The sequence below is a fragment of the Bradyrhizobium sp. BRP22 genome, assembly GCF_020194175.1.
Classification (GTDB): Bacteria; Pseudomonadota; Alphaproteobacteria; order Rhizobiales; family Xanthobacteraceae; genus Bradyrhizobium.
The window spans coordinates 68,962-86,893 of the sequence record NZ_JADYVX010000026.1 but is presented as its reverse complement, the minus strand read 5'-3'; the positions used below and the strand labels follow the sequence as shown (position 1 = coordinate 86,893).

Sequence of the window (17,932 nt, the reverse complement as noted above, 5' to 3'; positions counted from 1 at the left end):
TTACTTTCCTTGGATCATCTCGACGAGCTGGATGAGATTGCCGCATGTATCATCGAAGACGGCCATTCTGACCGTGCCAGCATCCATCGGCTCCACCGTGAATTGGACACCAAGCTCGCGCAATCGCCCGAATTCCTTGTCGAGATCATCCACTTGGAAGGAAGCTGCAGGAATCCCATCGTTCACAAGCGCAGACTTGTATGGCCCAACGGCAGGATGCTCGCCCGGCTCAAGGAGGAGTTCGGTTCCTTCCGGCGCCTCCTTCGACACCACAGTCAGCCAACGATGAGCGCCAAGCGGGATATCGTGCTTCAGGATGAAGCCCAGCTTGTCCGTATAGAAATTCAGGGCTTTGGCCTGATCGTCAACGAAAACGCTCGTGACATAGATCCTCATGTCGCTCTCCCTTTTTTCAGATGCTTGTTGAGCCAGGCATCTGCCGCCTTCCGCAGCGGCGCATTGTCGAAGCTGTGCATTTTGGTGCGCCCGCTCCAGTGCGTCTGCACAAGTCCGGCCCTCTCCAGCATGTCGAGGTGCTGCGAGATCGTTTGTCGGGACAGGCTTCTGCCATCCTCTGCAACGGACGAAGCGCAGATCTCAAACAAGGACTGCCCGGGACGTTTCGCCAGGCGATCAAGGATACGGCGTCGCATCGGATCGCCGAGCGCCTTGAAGATATTGTCGAGCTGGTCGTCGTCCACGCAAATCAATATGCAGTAATTTTACTGCATGTCAAGCTGCGTGCCGGTTGGATGCCGTTGAGGTGACGCACGCGAAGCGAATGCAGCATGCTGCTCGCCCCTCGCGTCGACGCTGCAAGTTCACACGATGAACAGGTGTTCATGAGCGTGACGAAATCGTCACGGAAGTTGCGTTGAATGTCCTCGCGGATCGCCTACGTTTTTCTGGCACAGGAGGATTTTCCATGAAGCAATCGCAGCATCTCTTGGATAACGCGGTGACCTGTTCCAAGCTTGCAAAGCGGGCAACCGACAAACAGGCGAAAGCGCATTTCAAGCGCATGGAAGATGCCTGGAGGGCTCTGGCGCGAGAACAAGACTGGCTCGATGGAGAAATCACCCCAGTCGACATATCCCGGCTTCGCCGCCCGACCGGCGTCGCGCAGTCTCCCTATCCCGGCAAGGAACGAACCGGATTGGTTCCTTCGGTAGGATAGTTGAAGACCACCTCGTCGATCGCTCAATTCATCAGGAACTTGTAGACGACGAGCAGCGCCACCATGGCCGCAAAAATCAGCAGGGCCGGCATGGACTTTCGGACAGCCGGCCTGTCGGGAGCAGCGGCAGCCAGCCGGGCGGGCGGAGGCATACGCGCTTTCTGAGACCGCGCCGCGCCGTCGTCAGCGGATGCAGCGACGGTTTCCAGCTCTGGTGCCGCGCCCACGCCCCCCATCTCGCTGTAATAGCTGGCGTAGATCTCGCGAACGGCCACGGCTTTCGACTCCGCCTCGCTCATGCGCTCAAGCCTGCCTCGATAATCAAGCAAGAATGCTTGCGCATTTTCAGGCAAATCGTCGAAGCTCCCGAGCTTGGCCATCATGAGCCATGTGGCAAAATCCGCCTCGGCCTTGGAGCGGGCTTTTCGGGCGATACGGATGCTCGGACGTGAGGCCATAACTATCTGATCGATTTGCAGTGCAAAATCGCGTGCATTCATGATGTTCGTGGGACGGTTTTCCTGCATGTGCGGGTTATCCAAGCCTGCGTCAAGCACTCACTCCGCGTTCTCTATCGACGGGCTACTCGGAGGCCGCTAAAGCCGTGCTGAAGTCCAAGCGATTTGTCCGGCCGTACCCGTCCGCCAATGGCTCCTGCATGCGGGCCGCCGGGCGGCTGCCGGATCGGATGCGATGGCGGATTCACAATGATGATGAAGTTCCCGCGCGGCCGATGGGTCCCGCCCGCCGCCGGCTGACGGGGCGAGCAGTACCTCCGTGGGCAGTTCAAGCCGGCCGCGGTTCCCGGGATGTCACGGACACGCACGAGCGCCCGCGTAACGCGGTACCCGCGCGAGCAGCCGGAAGCTCAGCCTTGACGCTTCCAACACATTGCCACGAATATTCGTCGCAATAAATATTAATATTATATTCGGCTTTATTTTTATAATGAAATAGGATTATTTATAACCCGAATGTATTTAAATCTGGATTGATCATGAAGGGCATTATCCTCGCCGGCGGGACGGGGTCGCGCCTCTACCCGGCGACGACGGTGGTCTCAAAGCAGCTCTTGCCCGTCTTCGACAAGCCAATGATCTATTATCCGCTCTCGACGCTGATGCTGGGCGGCATACGCGACATCCTGATCATTTCGACGCCGCAGGACAAGCCGCTGTTTCAGCGGCTGCTCGGCGACGGCAGCGAGATCGGCGTACGTTTTTCCTATGCCATGCAGGAGACGCCGCGTGGACTTGCGGACGCCTTCATCGTCGGCCGCGAGTTTATCGGCACCGATCCCGTCGCCTTGATACTGGGCGACAACATCTTCTACGGCCACGGTCTGCCGGAAATGCTGTCCGCGGCCTCGCAGCGCAAGAAGGGCGCGACGGTGTTCGGCTATGTCGTCAAAACGCCCGAGCAGTACGGCGTGATCGAACTCGACGATAGAGGTCTCGCCCTCTCGATCGAAGAGAAGCCGAAGCAGCCGAAGTCCAATGTCGCCGTCACCGGGCTCTATTTCTACGACAACGACGTCGTCAACATCGCGGCCAAGGTCAAGCCGTCTGCGCGCGGCGAGATCGAGATCACCGACGTCAACAACGCCTATCTCGCGCGCGGCGATCTCTATGTCGAGGTGCTCGGCCGCGGCTTTGCCTGGCTCGACACCGGCACGCATGCTTCGCTGGTCGATGCCAGCTATTTCGTCCAGATCCTTGAACAGCGCCAGGGCCTGCGCATCGCCTGTCCCGAGGAGATCGCGCTGCGTCAGGGCTACATCTCGCTGCAGGCGTTCGCCAGGGTGGCGCAGAAGACCGCCAAGAGCAGCTACGGCGAATATTTAATGTCGGTTTATCGTTCATTTGAGCAATAGAGGCAGCTCGCCATGCGTTTCAAGGGCTCGACCATTTTTGTCACCGGCGGCGCAGGTTTTATCGGTTCGGCCGTCGTGCGCCATCTGCTTCGCGACACCCATGCCCGTGTGGTCAATATCGACAAGCTCACCTACGCGGCGAACCCCAATTCGCTGCCCGGCGCCGCCCAGAACCTGAACTACAGCTTCGAGAAGCAGTGCATTTGCGACGGCGCCGGCCTGCGCCGCCTGTTCGAGAAATACCAGCCCGACGCGGTGATGAATCTGGCCGCCGAGAGCCATGTCGACCGCTCGATCGATGGCCCCGGCGAATTCATCCAGACCAACATCGTCGGCACCTTCACCATACTGCAGGAAACGCTGCGCCATTGGCGCACGCTGTCGCCCGAGAAGCGGGCGCGCTTCCGCTTCCTGCACATCTCGACCGATGAGGTGTTCGGCTCGCTCGGCGACGACGGCTTCTTCACCGAGACGACAGCCTATTCGCCGAACTCGCCCTACTCCGCTAGCAAGGCTTCCTCCGACCATCTGGTGCGCGCCTGGCGCGAAACCTACGAGCTGCCGACGCTCGTCACCAACTGCTCGAACAACTACGGCCCGTATCACTTCCCGGAAAAGCTGATTCCGCACATGATCATCAAGGGCCTGGCCGGCGAGCCGCTGCCGGTCTATGGCGATGGAAAGAACATCCGCGACTGGCTCTATGTCGAGGACCATGCCAAGGCGCTTACGCTGGTGCTCGAGCATGGCGTGGTCGGCGAGACCTACAATGTCGGCGGCCGCAACGAGCGCACCAACCTGCATGTGGTCGAAAGCATCTGCGATCTCCTCGACGAGATCGCCCCGAGCGCACAAGGCCCGCGCCGCAGCCTGATCAGCTTCGTCGCCGACCGCCCTGGTCACGACCGCCGCTATGCCATCGACGCCTCCAAGCTGGAACGCGAATTGGGATGGAAGGCGCAGGAAACATTCGAGAGCGGCATTGCGAAGACAGCGCGCTGGTTCTGTGACAATCGTGCCTGGTGGCAGGCCATCCTCGATCGAGGCTACCAGCGCGCCCGCATTGGGCTGGGATGAAGGCTAGCCCCGCAAACGGGCTGGGGATTGCCTTTCACCGTCATTCGGTCATCATGGAAATGGTTCAGCTATGATTTTTCAAGTCACAGCGTGATGCATCGTCACGCGCCTCAAGTTAGGCGACTCACTTAGAGAGCTTTCAGGATCCGATATGCGAATAACGATGGTGGGCACGGGTTACGTCGGCCTGGTTTCCGGAGCGTGCTTTGCGGATTTCGGCCATCAGGTTACCTGTGTCGACAAGAACGCGGACAAGATCGCGGCGCTCAAGCGGGGCGAAATTCCGATCTTCGAGCCGGATCTTGATCGGCTGGTGGAGGCCAATACGCGGGCCGGACGGTTGTCGTTCACGACCGAGCTCGCCGATCCGGTCTCCCATTCCGATGCCGTTTTCATCGCGGTCGGAACCCCGTCGCGCCGCGGAGATGGCCACGCGGACCTCAGCTACGTCTATGCGGCAGCGCGAGAGATCGCGGCGAGCCTGAAGGATTTCACTGTCGTCATCACCAAGTCGACCGTCCCGGTGGGGACCGGCGACGAGGTCGAGAGACTCATTCGCGAAGCCAATCCCGAGGCCGACGTCGTGGTCGCCTCCAATCCCGAGTTCCTGCGCGAGGGCGCGGCTATCCGCGACTTCAAGCATCCCGACCGGATCGTCGCCGGCACGGACGACGAGCGGGGCAGAAAGACCATCGCCGAAATCTATCGTCCGCTCTATCTCAATCAGGCGCCGGTCATGTTCACCGGCCGCCGCACCGCGGAGCTGATCAAATACGCCGCCAACGCCTTCCTCGCGACCAAGATCACCTTCATCAACGAAATTGCCGACCTTGCCGAGAAAGTCGGGGCCGACGTGCAGGAGGTCGCGCGTGGTATCGGCCTCGATAATCGCATCGGCACCAAGTTTCTGCACGCCGGCCCCGGATTCGGCGGATCGTGCTTTCCAAAGGATACGCGCGCTTTGATCAAGACAGCGCAGGACTATGAAGCGCCGATCCGCATCGCCGAAGCGGTGCTGGCCGTGAATGAAAACCGCAAGCGCGCGATGGCGCGCAAGGTCGCCTCGGTGCTTGGCGGATCGCTGCGCGGCAAGACAGTCGCGCTGCTCGGCCTGACCTTCAAGCCCAACACCGACGATATGCGCGAGTCGCCATCGATCCCGTTGATCACGGCGCTGCAGGATCTGGGGGCCACGATCAGGGCCTATGATCCGGAAGGCATCGAACAGGCGCGCTCCGAACTATCCGACGTCACCTATTGCGACGGCCCGTATAGCTGCGCCGAGGGCGCCCACGCGCTGGTGATCGTGACCGAGTGGGAGCAATTCCGCGCGCTCGATCTGGCGGGCCTGAAGCAGAAGATGGCCAATCCCGCCATCGTCGACCTCCGCAACATCTATCGACCGAGCGACGTGATCGCCCACGGATTCAAATACGAAAGCGTGGGCAGACCGACGCCATCGGCGACTTGAAGCTCGATCGAAGCTGAAGCTATCGATCACAGGCGATGATAGTCGCGAAACCAGGCGACGAACTTCGCAACGCCATCCTCGATCCGCGTATGCGGCCGAAAGTTGATCTCACGCGCGAGGTCGTCGACGTCAGCAAAGGTCGCGGGCACGTCGCCCGGCTGCATGGGCAAGAGCACCTTCTCGGCCTCGCGGCCAAGCCCCTTCTCCAGCAGCGCGACCACGTGCATCAGCTCTTCCGGCTTGTTGTTGCCGATATTGTAGATGCGCCATGGCGCCTTGCTCGTGCTCGGATTTGGCCTGTCGCCGGACCAATCGGGATCACCCTTCGGCACGTGATCGACGAGCCGCGTCATCGCCTCGACGACGTCGTCGACATAGGTGAAATCGCGCCGCATGTTGCCGTTATTGAACAGGTTGATCGGCTTACCCTCACTGATCGCGCGCGCAAAGAGATAGAGCGCCATGTCGGGCCGGTACCAGGGACCGTACACCGTAAAGAAGCGAAGCCCCGTCATCGGAATGCCGTAGAGATGGCTGTAGGAATGGGCGAGCAGTTCGTTCGCCTTCTTGGTCGCGGCATAGAGGCTGATCGGATGATCGACATTGTCGCGCACGGAGAACGGCAGCTTGGTGTTGGCGCCGTAGACCGAGGAGGATGACGCGAACAACAAATGTCGGCAGCCATGATGCCGGCAGCCTTCCAGGATGTTGATGAAGCCTTCGAGATTGGCATCGGCATAGGCGTGGGGATTCTCGAGCGAGTATCTGACGCCGGCCTGCGCCGCCAGATGGACCACCACCGGAAAACGATACTGCTCGAACAGCGCCTTCATGCCACCGCGGTCGGCGAGGTCGAGCTTGTGGAAGCTGAAGTTCGGATGCTCCTTGATGAGGTCGAGGCGGGCGAGCTTGAGCGCCGGCTCGTAATAGTCGTTGAGATTGTCGATGCCGATGACGCGCTGGCCGGCCGCCAGCAGCCGCTCTGTCAGATGAAGACCGATGAACCCCGCGCAACCCGTAACCAGCAAATCGTCTGCAGACACCGCTTTTATCCTTCGCGCCATGGCGCCCAGTTTTCCGCGCCATGATCGCCGGACAATACGTCGCTGTGAAGGCTTTAGCCGGACCGATCGGCCATTATCCTTGGCGGGCAGAGCCGGCTGCCTGCCCCGAGCTAATTGCTGGCGGACGGCTTATAGTCCGGAAACCGGCTCAGCACGGCCGCCTTCATGAACTTGAAGTGCGCGATCGCCGCGGCGAGTTCCTTCAGCCGGCGCTGCCCGTTGGCGATCTCGGCGTCGAACAAGTCCTGGTGATAATTGTCGAGCGGCTCGCGCTCCAGGTACTCGTCGGTGCCGTTGCCGAGCGTCACCGCCGCCCGTGCCAGCACGTCGTCGACGCGTCGGCTGAGGCCGTTCTGTTCGCTCTCGGCCGCCTGCAAAGCCTCGTCGATCGCGGCCAGGATGGATTCCACCCGCAGCCGGTCGGTCTCGGCGTCGCGCTCGGGCGAACGCGCCCGAAAACCCTCATCGATGCCGAGCCGGGCCTTGATGAAGTTCTGCGCTCGGGATCGCAAGAAGAGCTGAAACATCTGCGTTCGTCCGGTCCGGACCTTTACGGGAGCAACGTGCAAAGGTCGCCCTGTCTTAGTTAAGGAACCGTAAAACCGTCGCGCCCGCGCCGATCGGCCATCAAGAGAAACACCAGAGCATCAGCTTAAGGAACAGCGACCCCAAAAGATAGACCCAGCCCGCCATGGCGAGCAGTGCCACGGCCAGGAACGCGCCGGAGAAACCGCGCTCCTTCACCCGCGTCAGGAGCGATACTTTGTCTGGTGGGGAGAGCATTGCGGATCTGCAGTGGAAACTTTCAGATCCGACTTCTACGGGGCAAATTCGATAAACTGGTGACGCAATGCGCGAGGCCAACAAGCGGCGACGCGCCTTGGTCGATTGCGGCTGCAATCGACCATAGTGCGGGTCGCGCCCTATTTCAGGTGTGGAAGAATACGAACCAGACCACGCCCAGGATCACCACTGCGAGCCCGGTCGAAATCGATAGCAGGGCGGCCACGGAAGGTCCGGGCTCGGCCTGGCGCGCCTCGGTCGTGGTTTCTACGATCCGGCCATCTCGGTGTGTCGTTGCCATGCGCCACCTCATTCCATTCAGTTAAGTGCCTGTAACTACGGCTGATGCCTGGATGTCCCGTCCGGAGGCCAACGCAGCATCGGAAGCGATGTTCCGAACGAGTTGGCCGGCTGCCGGGCGAGCCAATGCGTCGCACCCGGCCGCGAACAAATCCGCAAGAACCACCCGGGCCATCAGCGGTTAACGTCATCGGAAGATTCACCGTTTGGCCACGTTTGAAACCGGGTTCCGCGGTGGTATCTTCTGCCTCCCGTCTGTTGCGTCTTCGGAGTATCCCTATGGCCCCCCGCGCCAACTGGAAGGGTTTTTTGCGGCTGTCGCTCGTGACCTGCCCGGTCGCGCTCTACCCGGCCACGTCAGACACCGAAAAGGTCTCGTTCAACCAGGTCAATCGCAAGACCGGGCATCGCATCAAATACGCCAAGGTCGATGCCGAGACCGGCGAGGAAGTCGCCGCCGAAGACATCATGAAGGGCTACAAGGTCGATACCGACACCTACATCGAGATCACCAAGGATGAGCTCGACGACATCGCCCTGGAATCGACCCGCACCATCGAGATCGATGAATTCGTGCCGAAGGCCGATATCGACAGCCGCTATCTGATCCGCCCCTATTATCTCATCCCGGACGGCAAGGTCGGCCATGACGCGTTCGCCGTGATCCGCGAGACCATCCGCGATTTGAACAAGGTCGCGATCGGCCGCGTCGTCCTCACCAACCGCGAGCACGTGATTGCGCTGGAGCCGCTCGGCAAGGGCCTCTTGGGGACGCTGCTGCGCTACCCCTACGAGGTGCGCGACGAGAAGGAATATTTCGACGACGTGCAGGATGTGAAGATCACCAAGGACATGCTCGACCTCGCCAAGCACATCGTCGAGCAGAAGTCGGCCGACTTCGATCCCGAGGAGTTCGACGACCGTTACGAAACCGCGCTGATCGACCTGATCAACCAGAAGCGCAACGGCCTGCCCGTGGCAAAGCCGGCGCCGAAATCGACCGGCAACGTCATCAACCTGATGGACGCGCTCAAGCGCAGCCTTGCCAATGAGAAGCAGGCGCCCGCGCCCGCCAAGGCAAAAGGCAAGAAGCCGAAGAAGCGGGCCGAGGGCCAACGCGAAATGCTGTTGCCGATCGCCGGCAGCGGCAATGGCGCCGCCAAGCGCGCCGCCAAGGACGAGCCGAAGAAGGCGGAAAAGCCCGTGCGCGCGCCGACCCGGGCCAAGAAGGCCGGATAGGCGGGAGCAGCCCGACGGTCTCATGCGATGATCGCGACCCGGCAGCCGGCAAGCTAGAATGCCGTGGTCGACACCTTTCCCGCAGCCGATCGTCCTGCGCGGCGGCCGCAAGCTGGTGACGCTGCAGCACGCCGCCGATTACATCATGAAGCTGCCGGAGCCGGTGCAGCAGCGCGAGCGCTGGCAAACCGCGGTCGAGCACCTGATCCATGGTGCTGAGAGCGGCGGCGGTTGGCTGATGTTTGCGCGGATCGCGGTGCTGCGGGCGCTCAACGAAGACGGGACCGGCTGAGGGTCACGCGTGAGCCGTCACTGCGGGAAGCCGTCACGGACCCGGACGAAGAGGGCCCGTACATTCTCGCCGATGCCGGTGACTGCGACGACGATCACGATGCTGATGCTGCAGGCGACCAGGCAGTACTCGATCGCGGTCGCCCCGCGCTCATCGCTGAAAAAACTCGAAATCAACGCTCGCATCAAAAATCCCCACCGACGTCTCGCACGGGCTTCTCCCGTCTCGCGTGGTGACGGGAACGTAGAGACCGACTGGTTGATGCCGTATTGACGGGCAGGATGAACGATTGATTAAGGCCATATGCGGATGGCGTCGATCGCCTCCATCATCCGCTGCGATCGTCTAGGCAAATCAGCGGGCCGCCGCAACGCAGAGACCCGCTGACACATGACACGAGGCGATCAGAAGTTGCGCTGCGCGCGAAGCTGCAGGAAGAACGTGTCCTGGTCCTTGAACTCGTAAGTCGCCGACGGCTTGGGGGCAGACGGTCCAAGGACGGCCGTACCCTGGAATTTCTGGTCGAGATGGAACCACTGGAATTCGGCCGAGAACGTCAGGTTCTTGACCGGGGTCCAGCGAGTGACGGCGCCGAGCTGCGAGACGTTGAAGTCGGGGTTGCAGGAGTAATTCGCGCTGACCGCCTTCGCCGGCGTGGTGAAGTTGGCGCAGATGAACGCCTTCGCCGTGCCGTCATACCGGACCGCCGAATAGCTGCCGTAGAAGCTGGTCGACCAGTACGGATCCCAGTTGTGGTTCAACGCACCGCGGAAGCCGAAAGCTTCGGTCAGATGCAGCGATCCGTCGCCGCCGGCCGCCACCGGCAGGTACACAGCGTCAGTGGTCGCGCCGAAGCCGATGCTCTGATACGCGCCGAACGCGCTGCTGCCGCCGAACATCGCAAAGCTCGGCGAGGCCGACGATGTCGCGATCACATATTTGGTCGCGCCCTTGGCGTAGCTCGCATCGAACTTGATGTCGTCGCCGGGGCCGGTCGGGACGTTCTTGATGTTCACGCCGACCATCGTCGCGTAACCCCAGGAATCGTCGGGATGCCCGGAAAGCTCGGACGCCGCGGTCGGCGCCGCACCAGGCAGACCGACACCACCGGCCGGAGCGCCAGCGGCGTTGAGGGTATTGTAGGACGCGCTCACCTCATGCGCCGCGGCTGAAATCTGGAACAGACCCCAGGCCTGGTCGACACGGACGTTGCCGACGACGTCAGGCGAACGAACGCCCGCATACGCGTTGCCGGAGTTCAGCGTCGCGTTCAGCGGCAGCGACAGGTTGTAGATCGTGGTGCGGTCCCAGACCACCGGATCGTCCAGACCGATGCTGGCCGACACGCCGTTGCCGAACTGCGCGGTGTACTGAATGTTGTTCACGCCGGTGTCGGTGTTCTGGCCGCCTATCAGGAACGACGAGTTGTTGCCCGGGAAGCCCTGCCAGGGAGTGGCATAGGCGGAAGCGGACTTACCAAACGTGAAACCGGCAAACTGAATGAAGACATACTCGACCGCGACATAGCCGCCGCCCGGCGTGTCGAGCAGTTGCGAGCCGGCAACCGGGAGCGAGCCGTTGACCGAATTCGGATTGAAGGTGCTGCCGCCCAGCGTGGAGAACTGGAAGTCCGCCTGAGTGAAGGTGCGGACCACGCCATAGTCGGTGGAGGTGCGCGTGTCGACCGTCAGCGCCATACGGGCGCGGGTGGCGAAGTAATCGGCGAAGCGATTGCCCTGGCCGAGATCGCCGTTCCAGGCCGGCTGGCCCTGCGGACCGCCGTTGAAGGTCGTATCGACGCGCAGGTAGCCACCGATCTTCATGCAGGTGTCGGTGCCCGGGATGTACCAGAAGCCGGCGCCGTACAGCGAGCAGACCTTCACATATTCGATCGCCTTCGCCTTGACCGGAAGATCGGCTGCCTGTGCGCCGCTTATGGCCATCAGGCCGGCGGCTGTGCCGAGAATGAGTGTTCGCGCCCGTAACATTATCTTGGATCTCCTAATCCCAACATGCAGATGCATGTTTGACGCGCTACTAACCCAAAAACCACCGGCGACAATGACAGGGACATGAAGCAGACACACTTCGTCGTGCGTTGTGATGTTTTCGCCACGCCGACGGTTCGAGATACATCGAACAATCGTATTCGCCTCGCGCAGATCTGATCTGCCAGCACAAAATCTTGAACGTTCATTCGCGTATTGCGCATCTCCGCATCGCGAAATGCATATCTGCATTTCCTCGGACGGACGCGGCACACGCTTTACGCGCCGGCGAAATCCTGTTCCTACTGTAGGCAATCGGCCGGATGAACCGGCCAATATCAAGGGAGGGACACGGCCATGAAGCTCGGCGCAGCGATTGCGGAAATCATGAAGCGCGAGGGAATCGAGATCCTGTGCGGCTATCCCGTCAATCATCTGATCGAGCATGCCGCCAATGCCGATATCCGGCCGATCATGGTGCGGCAGGAGCGCGTGGGCCTGCACATGGCCGACGCGATCTCCCGCGTCACATCCGGCCGCAGCATCGGCGCGTTCTGCATGCAGCACGGCCCCGGTTCGGAGAATGCGATGGGCGGCGTGGCGCAATGCTTTGGCGAGTCGGTGCCCGTGCTGGTGCTGCCGATGGGCTATGCGCGCCGACTCTCGCACATCGAGCCGAACTTCAATTCCAGCGAGGCGATGAAGGCGTTCACGAAATCGTCAGAGCCGATCATTCTCGCTTCCGAAGTGGGCAACATCTTCCGCCGTGCCTTCACCAAACTGAAGAACGGCCGCGGCGGACCGGTCATCGTCGAGATCCCTGCGGACATGTGGAACGAGGAGGTGCCGGAGCCGCTGAACTACACGCCGGTGCTGCGCACCCGTTACGGTGCCGATCCCGTTCATGTGAAGGAAGCTGCCGAACTCCTGATCAAGGCCAAGCGTCCCGTCATCTATGCCGGCCAGGGCGTGCATTATGCGCGCGCCTGGCCGCAACTGAAGCGCCTTGCCGAACGGCTCGCAATTCCCGTCACGACCAGCCTCGGCGGCAAATCGGCATTTCCGGAGACGCATCCGCTGTCGCTCGGCTCTGGCGGATTGGCTGTGCCGCGCGCGGTGCCGAAATTCCTCACTGATGCCGACGTGATCTTCGGCATCGGCTGCTCGTTCACGGAAACTTCATTCGGCATCGGCATGCCGAAGGGCAAGGCGATCATCCATTCGACGCTTGACCCCAATCATCTGAACAAGGATGTCGAGGCCCGGATCGGCCTGGTCGGCGACGCCGCGCTCGTGCTCGATGCGCTGCTCGAGGAGATCGGCAAGACCGTCACCTCGGACCGCGACGCCAGTGCGGTTGCCGCCGAGATCGCCGCCAGCCACAAGGAATGGCTCGCGAAATGGATGCCGAAGCTCACCCATAACGAGGCGCCGCTCAATCCGTACCGCGTGCTGTGGGACCTGCAGCACACTGTCGACATCCACAATACCATCATCACCCATGATGCCGGCAGCCCGCGCGACCAGCTCTCGCCGTTCTGGAAGTCGGTCGAGCCCCTCTCCTATCTCGGCTGGGGCAAGACCACGCAGCTCGGCTACGGGCTCGGGCTCGCAATGGGCGCCAAGCTCGCCAAGCCGGACAAGCTCTGCATCAATGTCTGGGGTGACGCCGCCATCGGCTTCACGGGCATGGATTTCGAGACCGCGGTGCGCGAGCGCATCCCGATCATGTCGATCCTGCTCAACAATTTCTCGATGGCGATCGAATTGAAGGTGATGCCGATCTCGACCGAGAAATATCGCTCGACCGACATTTCCGGCGACTACGCCGCGATGGCGCGCGCCTTCGGCGGCTACGGCGAGCGCGTGACCAAGCCTGAGGACATCGTGCCGGCAATAAAGCGCGGCATCCAGAAGACCAGAGAAGGCGTCCCGGTGTTGCTCGAATTCATCACCAGCAAGGAGACGGAAGTTTCCAGGCCGGGCATTTGACCTTCTCCCCTTGTGGGACAAGGTGGCGCGGACGCAGTCCGCAACGGATGAGGGATTGTCTCCACGGGCACAGGTGCTCGCGGAGAGAACCCCTCACCCAAGCGAGTTTGTTGCTGGCAGCGGAGCTGCCCTCTCCCACAAGGGGAGAGGGCGCAGCGACGCCCGCCGATTCTTTCTCCCACAAACCATGCCTTTCGCCGATCGCAAGCCGAGCACGGAAATTTTTCGCTCCCTTCGCCGCACTGGTTTAAGACGTCGGCATGTCCGAGACATCGACATCCAATACGCCACTACCGTTCGACGAACTGGCGGACGCCATCAAATGGCGCCGCTCCACCTACGGACAGATCAGCGGCCTGCAGCTCGATCGCGCCGCGCCCGGTGAGGCCTGGTCACGGCTGCCGTATCGGCCGGTCTTCGTCGGCGACACACAGACGGGCGTTCTTCACGGCGGCGTGGTCACCGCCATGCTCGACGAGAGCTGCGGCATGGCCGTTCAGCTCGCGCTCGACGGCACGCGCGCCATCGCCACGCTCGATCTGCGCATCGATTATCAGAAGCCGGCGACGCCGGGTCTCGACATCAACGCGCATTCGATCTGCTATCGGGTAACCCGCTCCATCGCCTTCGTGCGCGCGACGGCCTACCAGGATTCCGAGGACGATCCGGTCGCCACGGCGACGGCCTGCTTCATGGTCGGCGCGAACCGCACCAACATGCTGTTCGATAAGCCGCGGAACGATGACGCTCTGCCCGCGCTCGAAGCACCGGATGACCCCGCCGGGCCATTCGCAAACAGCCCCTTCGCGCGGTGTCTCGGCATCCGCATCGGCGAGGACGGCACGCTGATCATGCCTTTCTCGCCGAAGATCATCGGCAATCCACTGCTGCCCGCCATCCATGGCGGCATGACCGGCGCCTTCCTCGAAACGGCTGCAGTGATAGGCGTAACGCGCGAGCTCGGCGTGTCGGCGCCACCGAAGCCGATCGGCCTGACGATCAACTATCTCCGCTCCGGCCGCGCCCTCGACAGCTACGCCAGCGTCTCCATCGTCAAGCAGGGTCGGCGCGTCGTCGCTTTCGAGGCGCAGGCCTGGCAGGATGACAGAACCAAGCCGATCGCCTCGGCGTTCGGTCATTTCATGCTGAGGCGATCCTCCGGTGTCGATGAGGAATAGGTCGCTGCAGCGCCCTTACGAAGCACCATTTCCGACCAGCACAAAGGGCGCCCAGACGCTGGGATGTGCATTGTCGCCTCCCTTGGCGACCAACGCCGAGATCGAGCGGCGAAGCGCCTCCGCGCGGCCGGTATCGGGCTGCGAGGTCATAATGCTGATGGCACCCGTCGTGATGGCGACGGCGGCATCCGAATTGACCGGCCAGTGCGAGACCAGCAGGGCGCGCGTGCCTGCATAGAAGAACGCTCTGGCAAGACCGGAGAAGGCTTCCGCATTCGATGCTTCGCCGCCGGCGGTGTTGCAGGCTGAAAGCACGACCCAATCGGCGTCGAGCTTGAGCGCGGAAATCTCCGACGACGTGAGATAGCCATCATCGGCCTGCGTGGCGGCAGGAGGCGGCGTCAGGATCAGACCTGGCTCGGTCGAGCCGCGAACCTGGCCGGCCAGCGCTGCGTGCGTTGCAAAGTGAAGAATGCGAAACTGTTCCAGGCGCCCGCTTTCGCTGAGCGACTTCACCTTTGCTTCTGTCGCCTCATTGCCCAGGTAAACCTCGCCCTTGGGCGCAAAACTGTCCGCCACGGCGCACAGTTCGAGCGCAGTTTCGGGCAGCGGCATGAGATGCTTGAGTTGCTCGAGATCGGCGGTGCCGCCGGAAAGGATGACGGCAGCACGCTGCCCTCTTTGGGCGACGAGGTTCGTTCGCGGTTTCGCGCTTTCCGCACAATTCTGAAAAAGCCGGGCCTGCTTGACGCGGTCGACAACCCCATCGCTTTGGCCGTCTCCGTTCAGCAGCGGGTTGCCAAAACCTATGAAAGGTTTGGACGCTTTGCTCCGTTGGGCGACCTGGCGCAGCGCCTTCAGGCTGGAGACGGATGGCAGGACGGTCGTGGCAAACCGTTTGACCAGCCACGGCTGCTTGGCGAGCTCCTGCCGGGTGCCGTCAGATGCGGGCTTGTCAGTCAGCAGGAGCTGGAAGGGCAGCGTGGCGAGCGGACCGGATGGAACGAGAATGAGCTCCTTGCCTGCAATGTCCTTCTCGACCGGCTGTAGAAGCGTCTGGTAGAGTCCGAACGCACGGTCCAGATCGAACGGCAACTGATCGCTCCGCGGGCGATCCATTCCCAGTTTTTCGGCGCAGCCCCGACTTGCGTCCATCCACGCTTCGTAGTCGACACCACAGCGCAAGATGCTGACCGTCTCCGCGACCTGCTTTTCACCGATCGGTGCAGCGTGCCATCGGACGTCGGATCGCGTGACGGTCCACACGAAGGTAAAGCGCGACGTCGTCGTGAACAGCAGCAGCGCCTCCTTCGGGCCCAGCGCTTTTTGAACGTCTTCAAGGGAAATCGGCGTCCTGGCAACAAGCGTTGCGTATCCCGAAAATTGAGCCGCTATCACGCGGTCGAGCGCTTCGATCTGGCTTGCGATGCGCATCGCCTGGGCACGGATCGCCTGCTCTGTCTGCTGGTTGCGCGCGGCATTCGGCTGTGAAATGGCCGAGATCAGCAAGCGATCCGTGGCAAGCGCCTGCTCGCTCAGATCCTGGCGCTGGCGAACCCGCGCCGACAGATCGCCGCTGCGCGCCGCGACACGCGCCGACATTCCGGCGACAGCCTTTGCCGCCTGTTCGTCACCGATCCATTGCGCCGCCTCGAAGGCCCGATATCGCAACGCCATCGCCTTGTCGCCGTCGGACGTCCCGGCGAGCTGATAGGCGGCAACGATCATGCCGGGGAATGGGTTCGTATTGTCATGGAATTTCAGATCGGCGGTCGTCCGCGCCGCATCGGCTTCGCCGGCGCTGCGGTTGATCAATATCGCCGAAGCGCGCGCAAATGCGTCATAGGCCTGCTGCCAGTGGCTGGCGTCCAGATAATGTGCCCCGAGATTGTTGAAGCTGTTGGCGACGTCCGGATGCACTTCGCCAAGTGCGCTCGATCGGATTTCCAGCGCCCGCTTCAGAAGCGGTTCGGCATCCTGGGGCCTTCCGGTGCTGTCCGTGATGACGGCAAGATTGTTGAGGCTGCTCGCGACCAGCGGGTGGACCTTGCCGAGCGCGCCTTCGCGGATCGAAAGCGAGCGACGCGCCAAGGGCTCCGCTTCGGCATAGCGCCCATCGTCGCAGATCAACGTGACGAGATTGTCGAGCGAGATCGCGAGATCGACGTGGTTTGGACCGAGGCCCTTTTCGCGGATCGCCAAGGAGCGGCGAAACAGCGGCTCGGCTTCCTTCTTTCGACCGGCATAGGCCTTGGCATCGGCGAGGTTGTTCAACGTCGTCGCCACATTCGGATGGTCCGGTCCGAACGCCTTTTCCTGGATGGCAAGGGCGCGATCCAGCAGGCTTTCGGCTTCCTGCGCCCTGCCCTGTCGCGAAAGAACAAGCGCGAGATTATTGAGGCTGGCGGCGACATCGGCATGATCGCTGCCGAGCGACTTTTCCCTGATCGCCAGTGTGCGCCGCGCCAGTTGTTCGGCCTCGTAAAGCCGCCCCTGCAGGCGCCTGAGTTCCCCGAGATTGTTGAGCGTGGAGGTGAGATGGACGCTGTCGCGGCCGTGGCGCTGTTCCTGGAGACTGAGCGCTTCAAGGAAACGTTCCTCGGCAAGCTGAAGCCGGCCCTGCGCCTTGTAGACCTCCGCGATGTTGTTCAGGACAACCGGGACCATGATGTCGGCCTGTCCCGATGCGCGCTTGAAGACGTCAAGCGCCTGGCTGTAAATCTCCAGCGCCTCCGCCTCTCTCAGTTGACGGTGACGCACATTGCCAAGTTGCATGCGCGCCATCGCCGTATTGAGATTGTCGCGGCCCAAGGTGCTTTCGTTGATGGCGATCGCGCGCTGCGCATTCCGCTCGGCGTCGTTCAATCGGTTCTGGCTGAACGCGATCTGGCCAAGAGTGACCAGAACTGCCGCAACATCCGCATGGTTCGCGCCGAGCGCCTTCTCGCGGATGGCAAGCGCTCTTTTCAATGCGGTCTCGGCTTCGGCCATTTCGCCTTGGGCCTGTAGAGCCTGCGCCAGCACGACCAGCGTGGCCGCCGTCAAAAGCGACTGCCGGCCCGTGGCCTTCTCGGCTTCACTTGTCAGCTTTCTCGCCAGCGGTACGCCTTCGCTGTACCGACCTTCCTTGGCGAGCGCCGTAATACGTTGCATCAGCGCCAGCATTTCCTGCTGGCCGGCCGCGCAAGGCAACGTAACCATGCCTGCGAGGAATACGGCAAGGATGAACCGGACAATCGATCCTCGACCTGCCCGCATGCCCAACCCTCCAATCAACTTTGCAAAGCATCTGACATCGCGGCTCTCTGGGGCCGCAGCAAGGCGAAAGCGGAATTCTGCTCCATCGACGCTGCATTGTTGTGACGCGCAAAAGCTCGGCACGCGGCGCAATCGGGGCGAAACGAGCACTGCTTCGAACCCGAAAACGCGATGCGCGTGCAGGTCAATTTGCTAAGACATTTCAACGTGATTTGCCCTGTCCAGCCATCGCAGAAGAAA

Annotated in this window: 17 protein-coding genes and 1 pseudogene; 8 read left to right on the top strand and 10 right to left on the bottom strand. The window is 61.9% G+C overall.

The window, feature by feature from the left end:
* The gene (locus I6F35_RS27280; protein ID WP_225120753.1) at nt 1-396 is read right to left on the bottom strand and encodes a VOC family protein; all 396 of its coding nucleotides are present in this window, start codon (nt 394-396) and stop codon (nt 1-3) included.
* Nucleotides 393-701, bottom strand: a complete 309-nt coding sequence (locus I6F35_RS27275) for a helix-turn-helix domain-containing protein (protein ID WP_225120752.1) — start codon at nt 699-701, stop codon at nt 393-395. Before I6F35_RS27275 ends, I6F35_RS27280 begins: the two co-directional genes overlap by 4 nt.
* Before the next feature lie 224 nt (nt 702-925).
* Between I6F35_RS27275 and I6F35_RS27270 the strand changes: the two genes are divergently transcribed.
* Complete coding sequence (locus I6F35_RS27270) at nt 926-1,177, top strand: hypothetical protein (protein WP_225120784.1); 252 nt, start codon at nt 926-928, stop codon at nt 1,175-1,177.
* A gap of 23 nt (nt 1,178-1,200) precedes the next feature.
* Here I6F35_RS27270 and I6F35_RS27265 read toward each other — a convergent pair whose 3' ends face one another.
* The gene (locus I6F35_RS27265) at nt 1,201-1,635 is read right to left on the bottom strand and encodes a hypothetical protein (RefSeq protein ID WP_225120782.1); all 435 of its coding nucleotides are present in this window, start codon (nt 1,633-1,635) and stop codon (nt 1,201-1,203) included.
* A 539-nt stretch (nt 1,636-2,174) separates the two neighbouring features.
* Between I6F35_RS27265 and rfbA the strand changes: the two genes are divergently transcribed.
* From rfbA to I6F35_RS27250, 3 genes are all read left to right on the top strand, one after another.
* Nucleotides 2,175-3,050 (top strand): glucose-1-phosphate thymidylyltransferase RfbA, encoded by an 876-nt coding sequence (gene rfbA, locus I6F35_RS27260; RefSeq protein WP_225120751.1) that lies wholly within the window; start codon nt 2,175-2,177, stop codon nt 3,048-3,050.
* Between the two features lie 12 nt (nt 3,051-3,062).
* Entirely contained in the window at nt 3,063-4,127 is a 1,065-nt protein-coding gene (gene rfbB / locus I6F35_RS27255) for a dTDP-glucose 4,6-dehydratase (RefSeq protein ID WP_225120750.1), read from the top strand.
* A 151-nt stretch (nt 4,128-4,278) separates the two neighbouring features.
* The gene (locus I6F35_RS27250; RefSeq protein ID WP_225120749.1) at nt 4,279-5,598 is read left to right on the top strand and encodes a UDP-glucose/GDP-mannose dehydrogenase family protein; all 1,320 of its coding nucleotides are present in this window, start codon (nt 4,279-4,281) and stop codon (nt 5,596-5,598) included.
* A gap of 26 nt (nt 5,599-5,624) precedes the next feature.
* On the opposite strand, the gene I6F35_RS27245 is transcribed toward I6F35_RS27250, so the two are convergent.
* The 4 genes from I6F35_RS27245 to I6F35_RS27230 form a co-directional block, all read right to left on the bottom strand.
* Nucleotides 5,625-6,641: an NAD-dependent epimerase gene (locus tag I6F35_RS27245; protein WP_346283199.1), complete on the bottom strand. Its 1,017-nt coding sequence runs from the start codon at nt 6,639-6,641 to the stop codon at nt 5,625-5,627.
* A 131-nt stretch (nt 6,642-6,772) separates the two neighbouring features.
* Complete coding sequence (locus I6F35_RS27240) at nt 6,773-7,189, bottom strand: hypothetical protein (protein ID WP_225120747.1); 417 nt, start codon at nt 7,187-7,189, stop codon at nt 6,773-6,775.
* A gap of 100 nt (nt 7,190-7,289) precedes the next feature.
* The gene (locus tag I6F35_RS27235; protein ID WP_225120746.1) at nt 7,290-7,445 is read right to left on the bottom strand and encodes a hypothetical protein; all 156 of its coding nucleotides are present in this window, start codon (nt 7,443-7,445) and stop codon (nt 7,290-7,292) included.
* Nucleotides 7,446-7,590: 145 nt separating this feature from the next.
* Entirely contained in the window at nt 7,591-7,746 is a 156-nt protein-coding gene (locus tag I6F35_RS27230) for a hypothetical protein (protein ID WP_225120745.1), read from the bottom strand.
* Nucleotides 7,747-8,024: 278 nt separating this feature from the next.
* Here I6F35_RS27230 and I6F35_RS27225 point away from each other — a divergent pair, with 278 nt between their 5' ends.
* Together I6F35_RS27225 and I6F35_RS27220 are read left to right on the top strand one after the other, a co-directional pair.
* Nucleotides 8,025-8,984, top strand: a complete 960-nt coding sequence (locus tag I6F35_RS27225) for a Ku protein (RefSeq protein ID WP_225120744.1) — start codon at nt 8,025-8,027, stop codon at nt 8,982-8,984.
* A gap of 58 nt (nt 8,985-9,042) precedes the next feature.
* Entirely contained in the window at nt 9,043-9,276 is a 234-nt protein-coding gene (locus I6F35_RS27220) for a hypothetical protein (RefSeq protein ID WP_225120743.1), read from the top strand.
* A gap of 17 nt (nt 9,277-9,293) precedes the next feature.
* On the opposite strand, the gene I6F35_RS27215 is transcribed toward I6F35_RS27220, so the two are convergent.
* Together I6F35_RS27215 and I6F35_RS27210 are read right to left on the bottom strand one after the other, a co-directional pair.
* Nucleotides 9,294-9,461: a Flp family type IVb pilin gene (locus I6F35_RS27215; RefSeq protein ID WP_225120742.1), complete on the bottom strand. Its 168-nt coding sequence runs from the start codon at nt 9,459-9,461 to the stop codon at nt 9,294-9,296.
* A gap of 219 nt (nt 9,462-9,680) precedes the next feature.
* Nucleotides 9,681-11,264, bottom strand: coding sequence for a porin (locus tag I6F35_RS27210; RefSeq protein WP_225120741.1), 1,584 nt, complete (start codon nt 11,262-11,264; stop codon nt 9,681-9,683).
* Between the two features lie 351 nt (nt 11,265-11,615).
* Between I6F35_RS27210 and I6F35_RS27205 the strand changes: the two are divergent.
* Nucleotides 11,616-13,256, top strand: a pseudogene (locus I6F35_RS27205) (thiamine pyrophosphate-requiring protein); the annotation flags it as partial.
* Nucleotides 13,257-13,516: 260 nt separating this feature from the next.
* Nucleotides 13,517-14,434, top strand: a complete 918-nt coding sequence (locus I6F35_RS27200; protein ID WP_225120739.1) for a hotdog domain-containing protein — start codon at nt 13,517-13,519, stop codon at nt 14,432-14,434.
* A gap of 15 nt (nt 14,435-14,449) precedes the next feature.
* Here I6F35_RS27200 and I6F35_RS27195 read toward each other — a convergent pair whose 3' ends face one another.
* A complete protein-coding gene (locus tag I6F35_RS27195; protein ID WP_225120738.1) occupies nt 14,450-17,692 on the bottom strand; it encodes a CHAT domain-containing tetratricopeptide repeat protein in 3,243 nt (1,080 codons plus the stop codon).
* Between the last annotated feature and the right edge of the window lie 240 nt (nt 17,693-17,932).

Excerpts from the sequence above, each read along its gene's own strand:
- I6F35_RS27235 (WP_225120746.1), bottom strand. The coding sequence starts at position 7,445 with ATGCTCTCCCCACCAGACAAAGTATCGCTCCTGACGCGGGTGAAGGAG.
- I6F35_RS27240 (WP_225120747.1), bottom strand. The coding sequence starts at position 7,189 with ATGTTTCAGCTCTTCTTGCGATCCCGAGCGCAGAACTTCATCAAGGCC.
- I6F35_RS27280 (WP_225120753.1), bottom strand. The coding sequence starts at position 396 with ATGAGGATCTATGTCACGAGCGTTTTCGTTGACGATCAGGCCAAAGCC.
- I6F35_RS27210 (WP_225120741.1), bottom strand. The coding sequence starts at position 11,264 with ATGTTACGGGCGCGAACACTCATTCTCGGCACAGCCGCCGGCCTGATG.
- I6F35_RS27270 (WP_225120784.1), top strand. The coding sequence starts at position 926 with ATGAAGCAATCGCAGCATCTCTTGGATAACGCGGTGACCTGTTCCAAG.
- I6F35_RS27195 (WP_225120738.1), bottom strand. The coding sequence starts at position 17,692 with ATGCGGGCAGGTCGAGGATCGATTGTCCGGTTCATCCTTGCCGTATTC.
- I6F35_RS27250 (WP_225120749.1), top strand. The coding sequence starts at position 4,279 with ATGCGAATAACGATGGTGGGCACGGGTTACGTCGGCCTGGTTTCCGGA.
- rfbB (WP_225120750.1), top strand. The coding sequence starts at position 3,063 with ATGCGTTTCAAGGGCTCGACCATTTTTGTCACCGGCGGCGCAGGTTTT.
- I6F35_RS27220 (WP_225120743.1), top strand. The coding sequence starts at position 9,043 with ATGCCGTGGTCGACACCTTTCCCGCAGCCGATCGTCCTGCGCGGCGGC.
- I6F35_RS27230 (WP_225120745.1), bottom strand. The coding sequence starts at position 7,746 with ATGGCAACGACACACCGAGATGGCCGGATCGTAGAAACCACGACCGAG.
- I6F35_RS27215 (WP_225120742.1), bottom strand. The coding sequence starts at position 9,461 with ATGCGAGCGTTGATTTCGAGTTTTTTCAGCGATGAGCGCGGGGCGACC.
- rfbA (WP_225120751.1), top strand. The coding sequence starts at position 2,175 with ATGAAGGGCATTATCCTCGCCGGCGGGACGGGGTCGCGCCTCTACCCG.
- I6F35_RS27200 (WP_225120739.1), top strand. The coding sequence starts at position 13,517 with ATGTCCGAGACATCGACATCCAATACGCCACTACCGTTCGACGAACTG.
- I6F35_RS27225 (WP_225120744.1), top strand. The coding sequence starts at position 8,025 with ATGGCCCCCCGCGCCAACTGGAAGGGTTTTTTGCGGCTGTCGCTCGTG.
- I6F35_RS27265 (WP_225120782.1), bottom strand. The coding sequence starts at position 1,635 with ATGGCCTCACGTCCGAGCATCCGTATCGCCCGAAAAGCCCGCTCCAAG.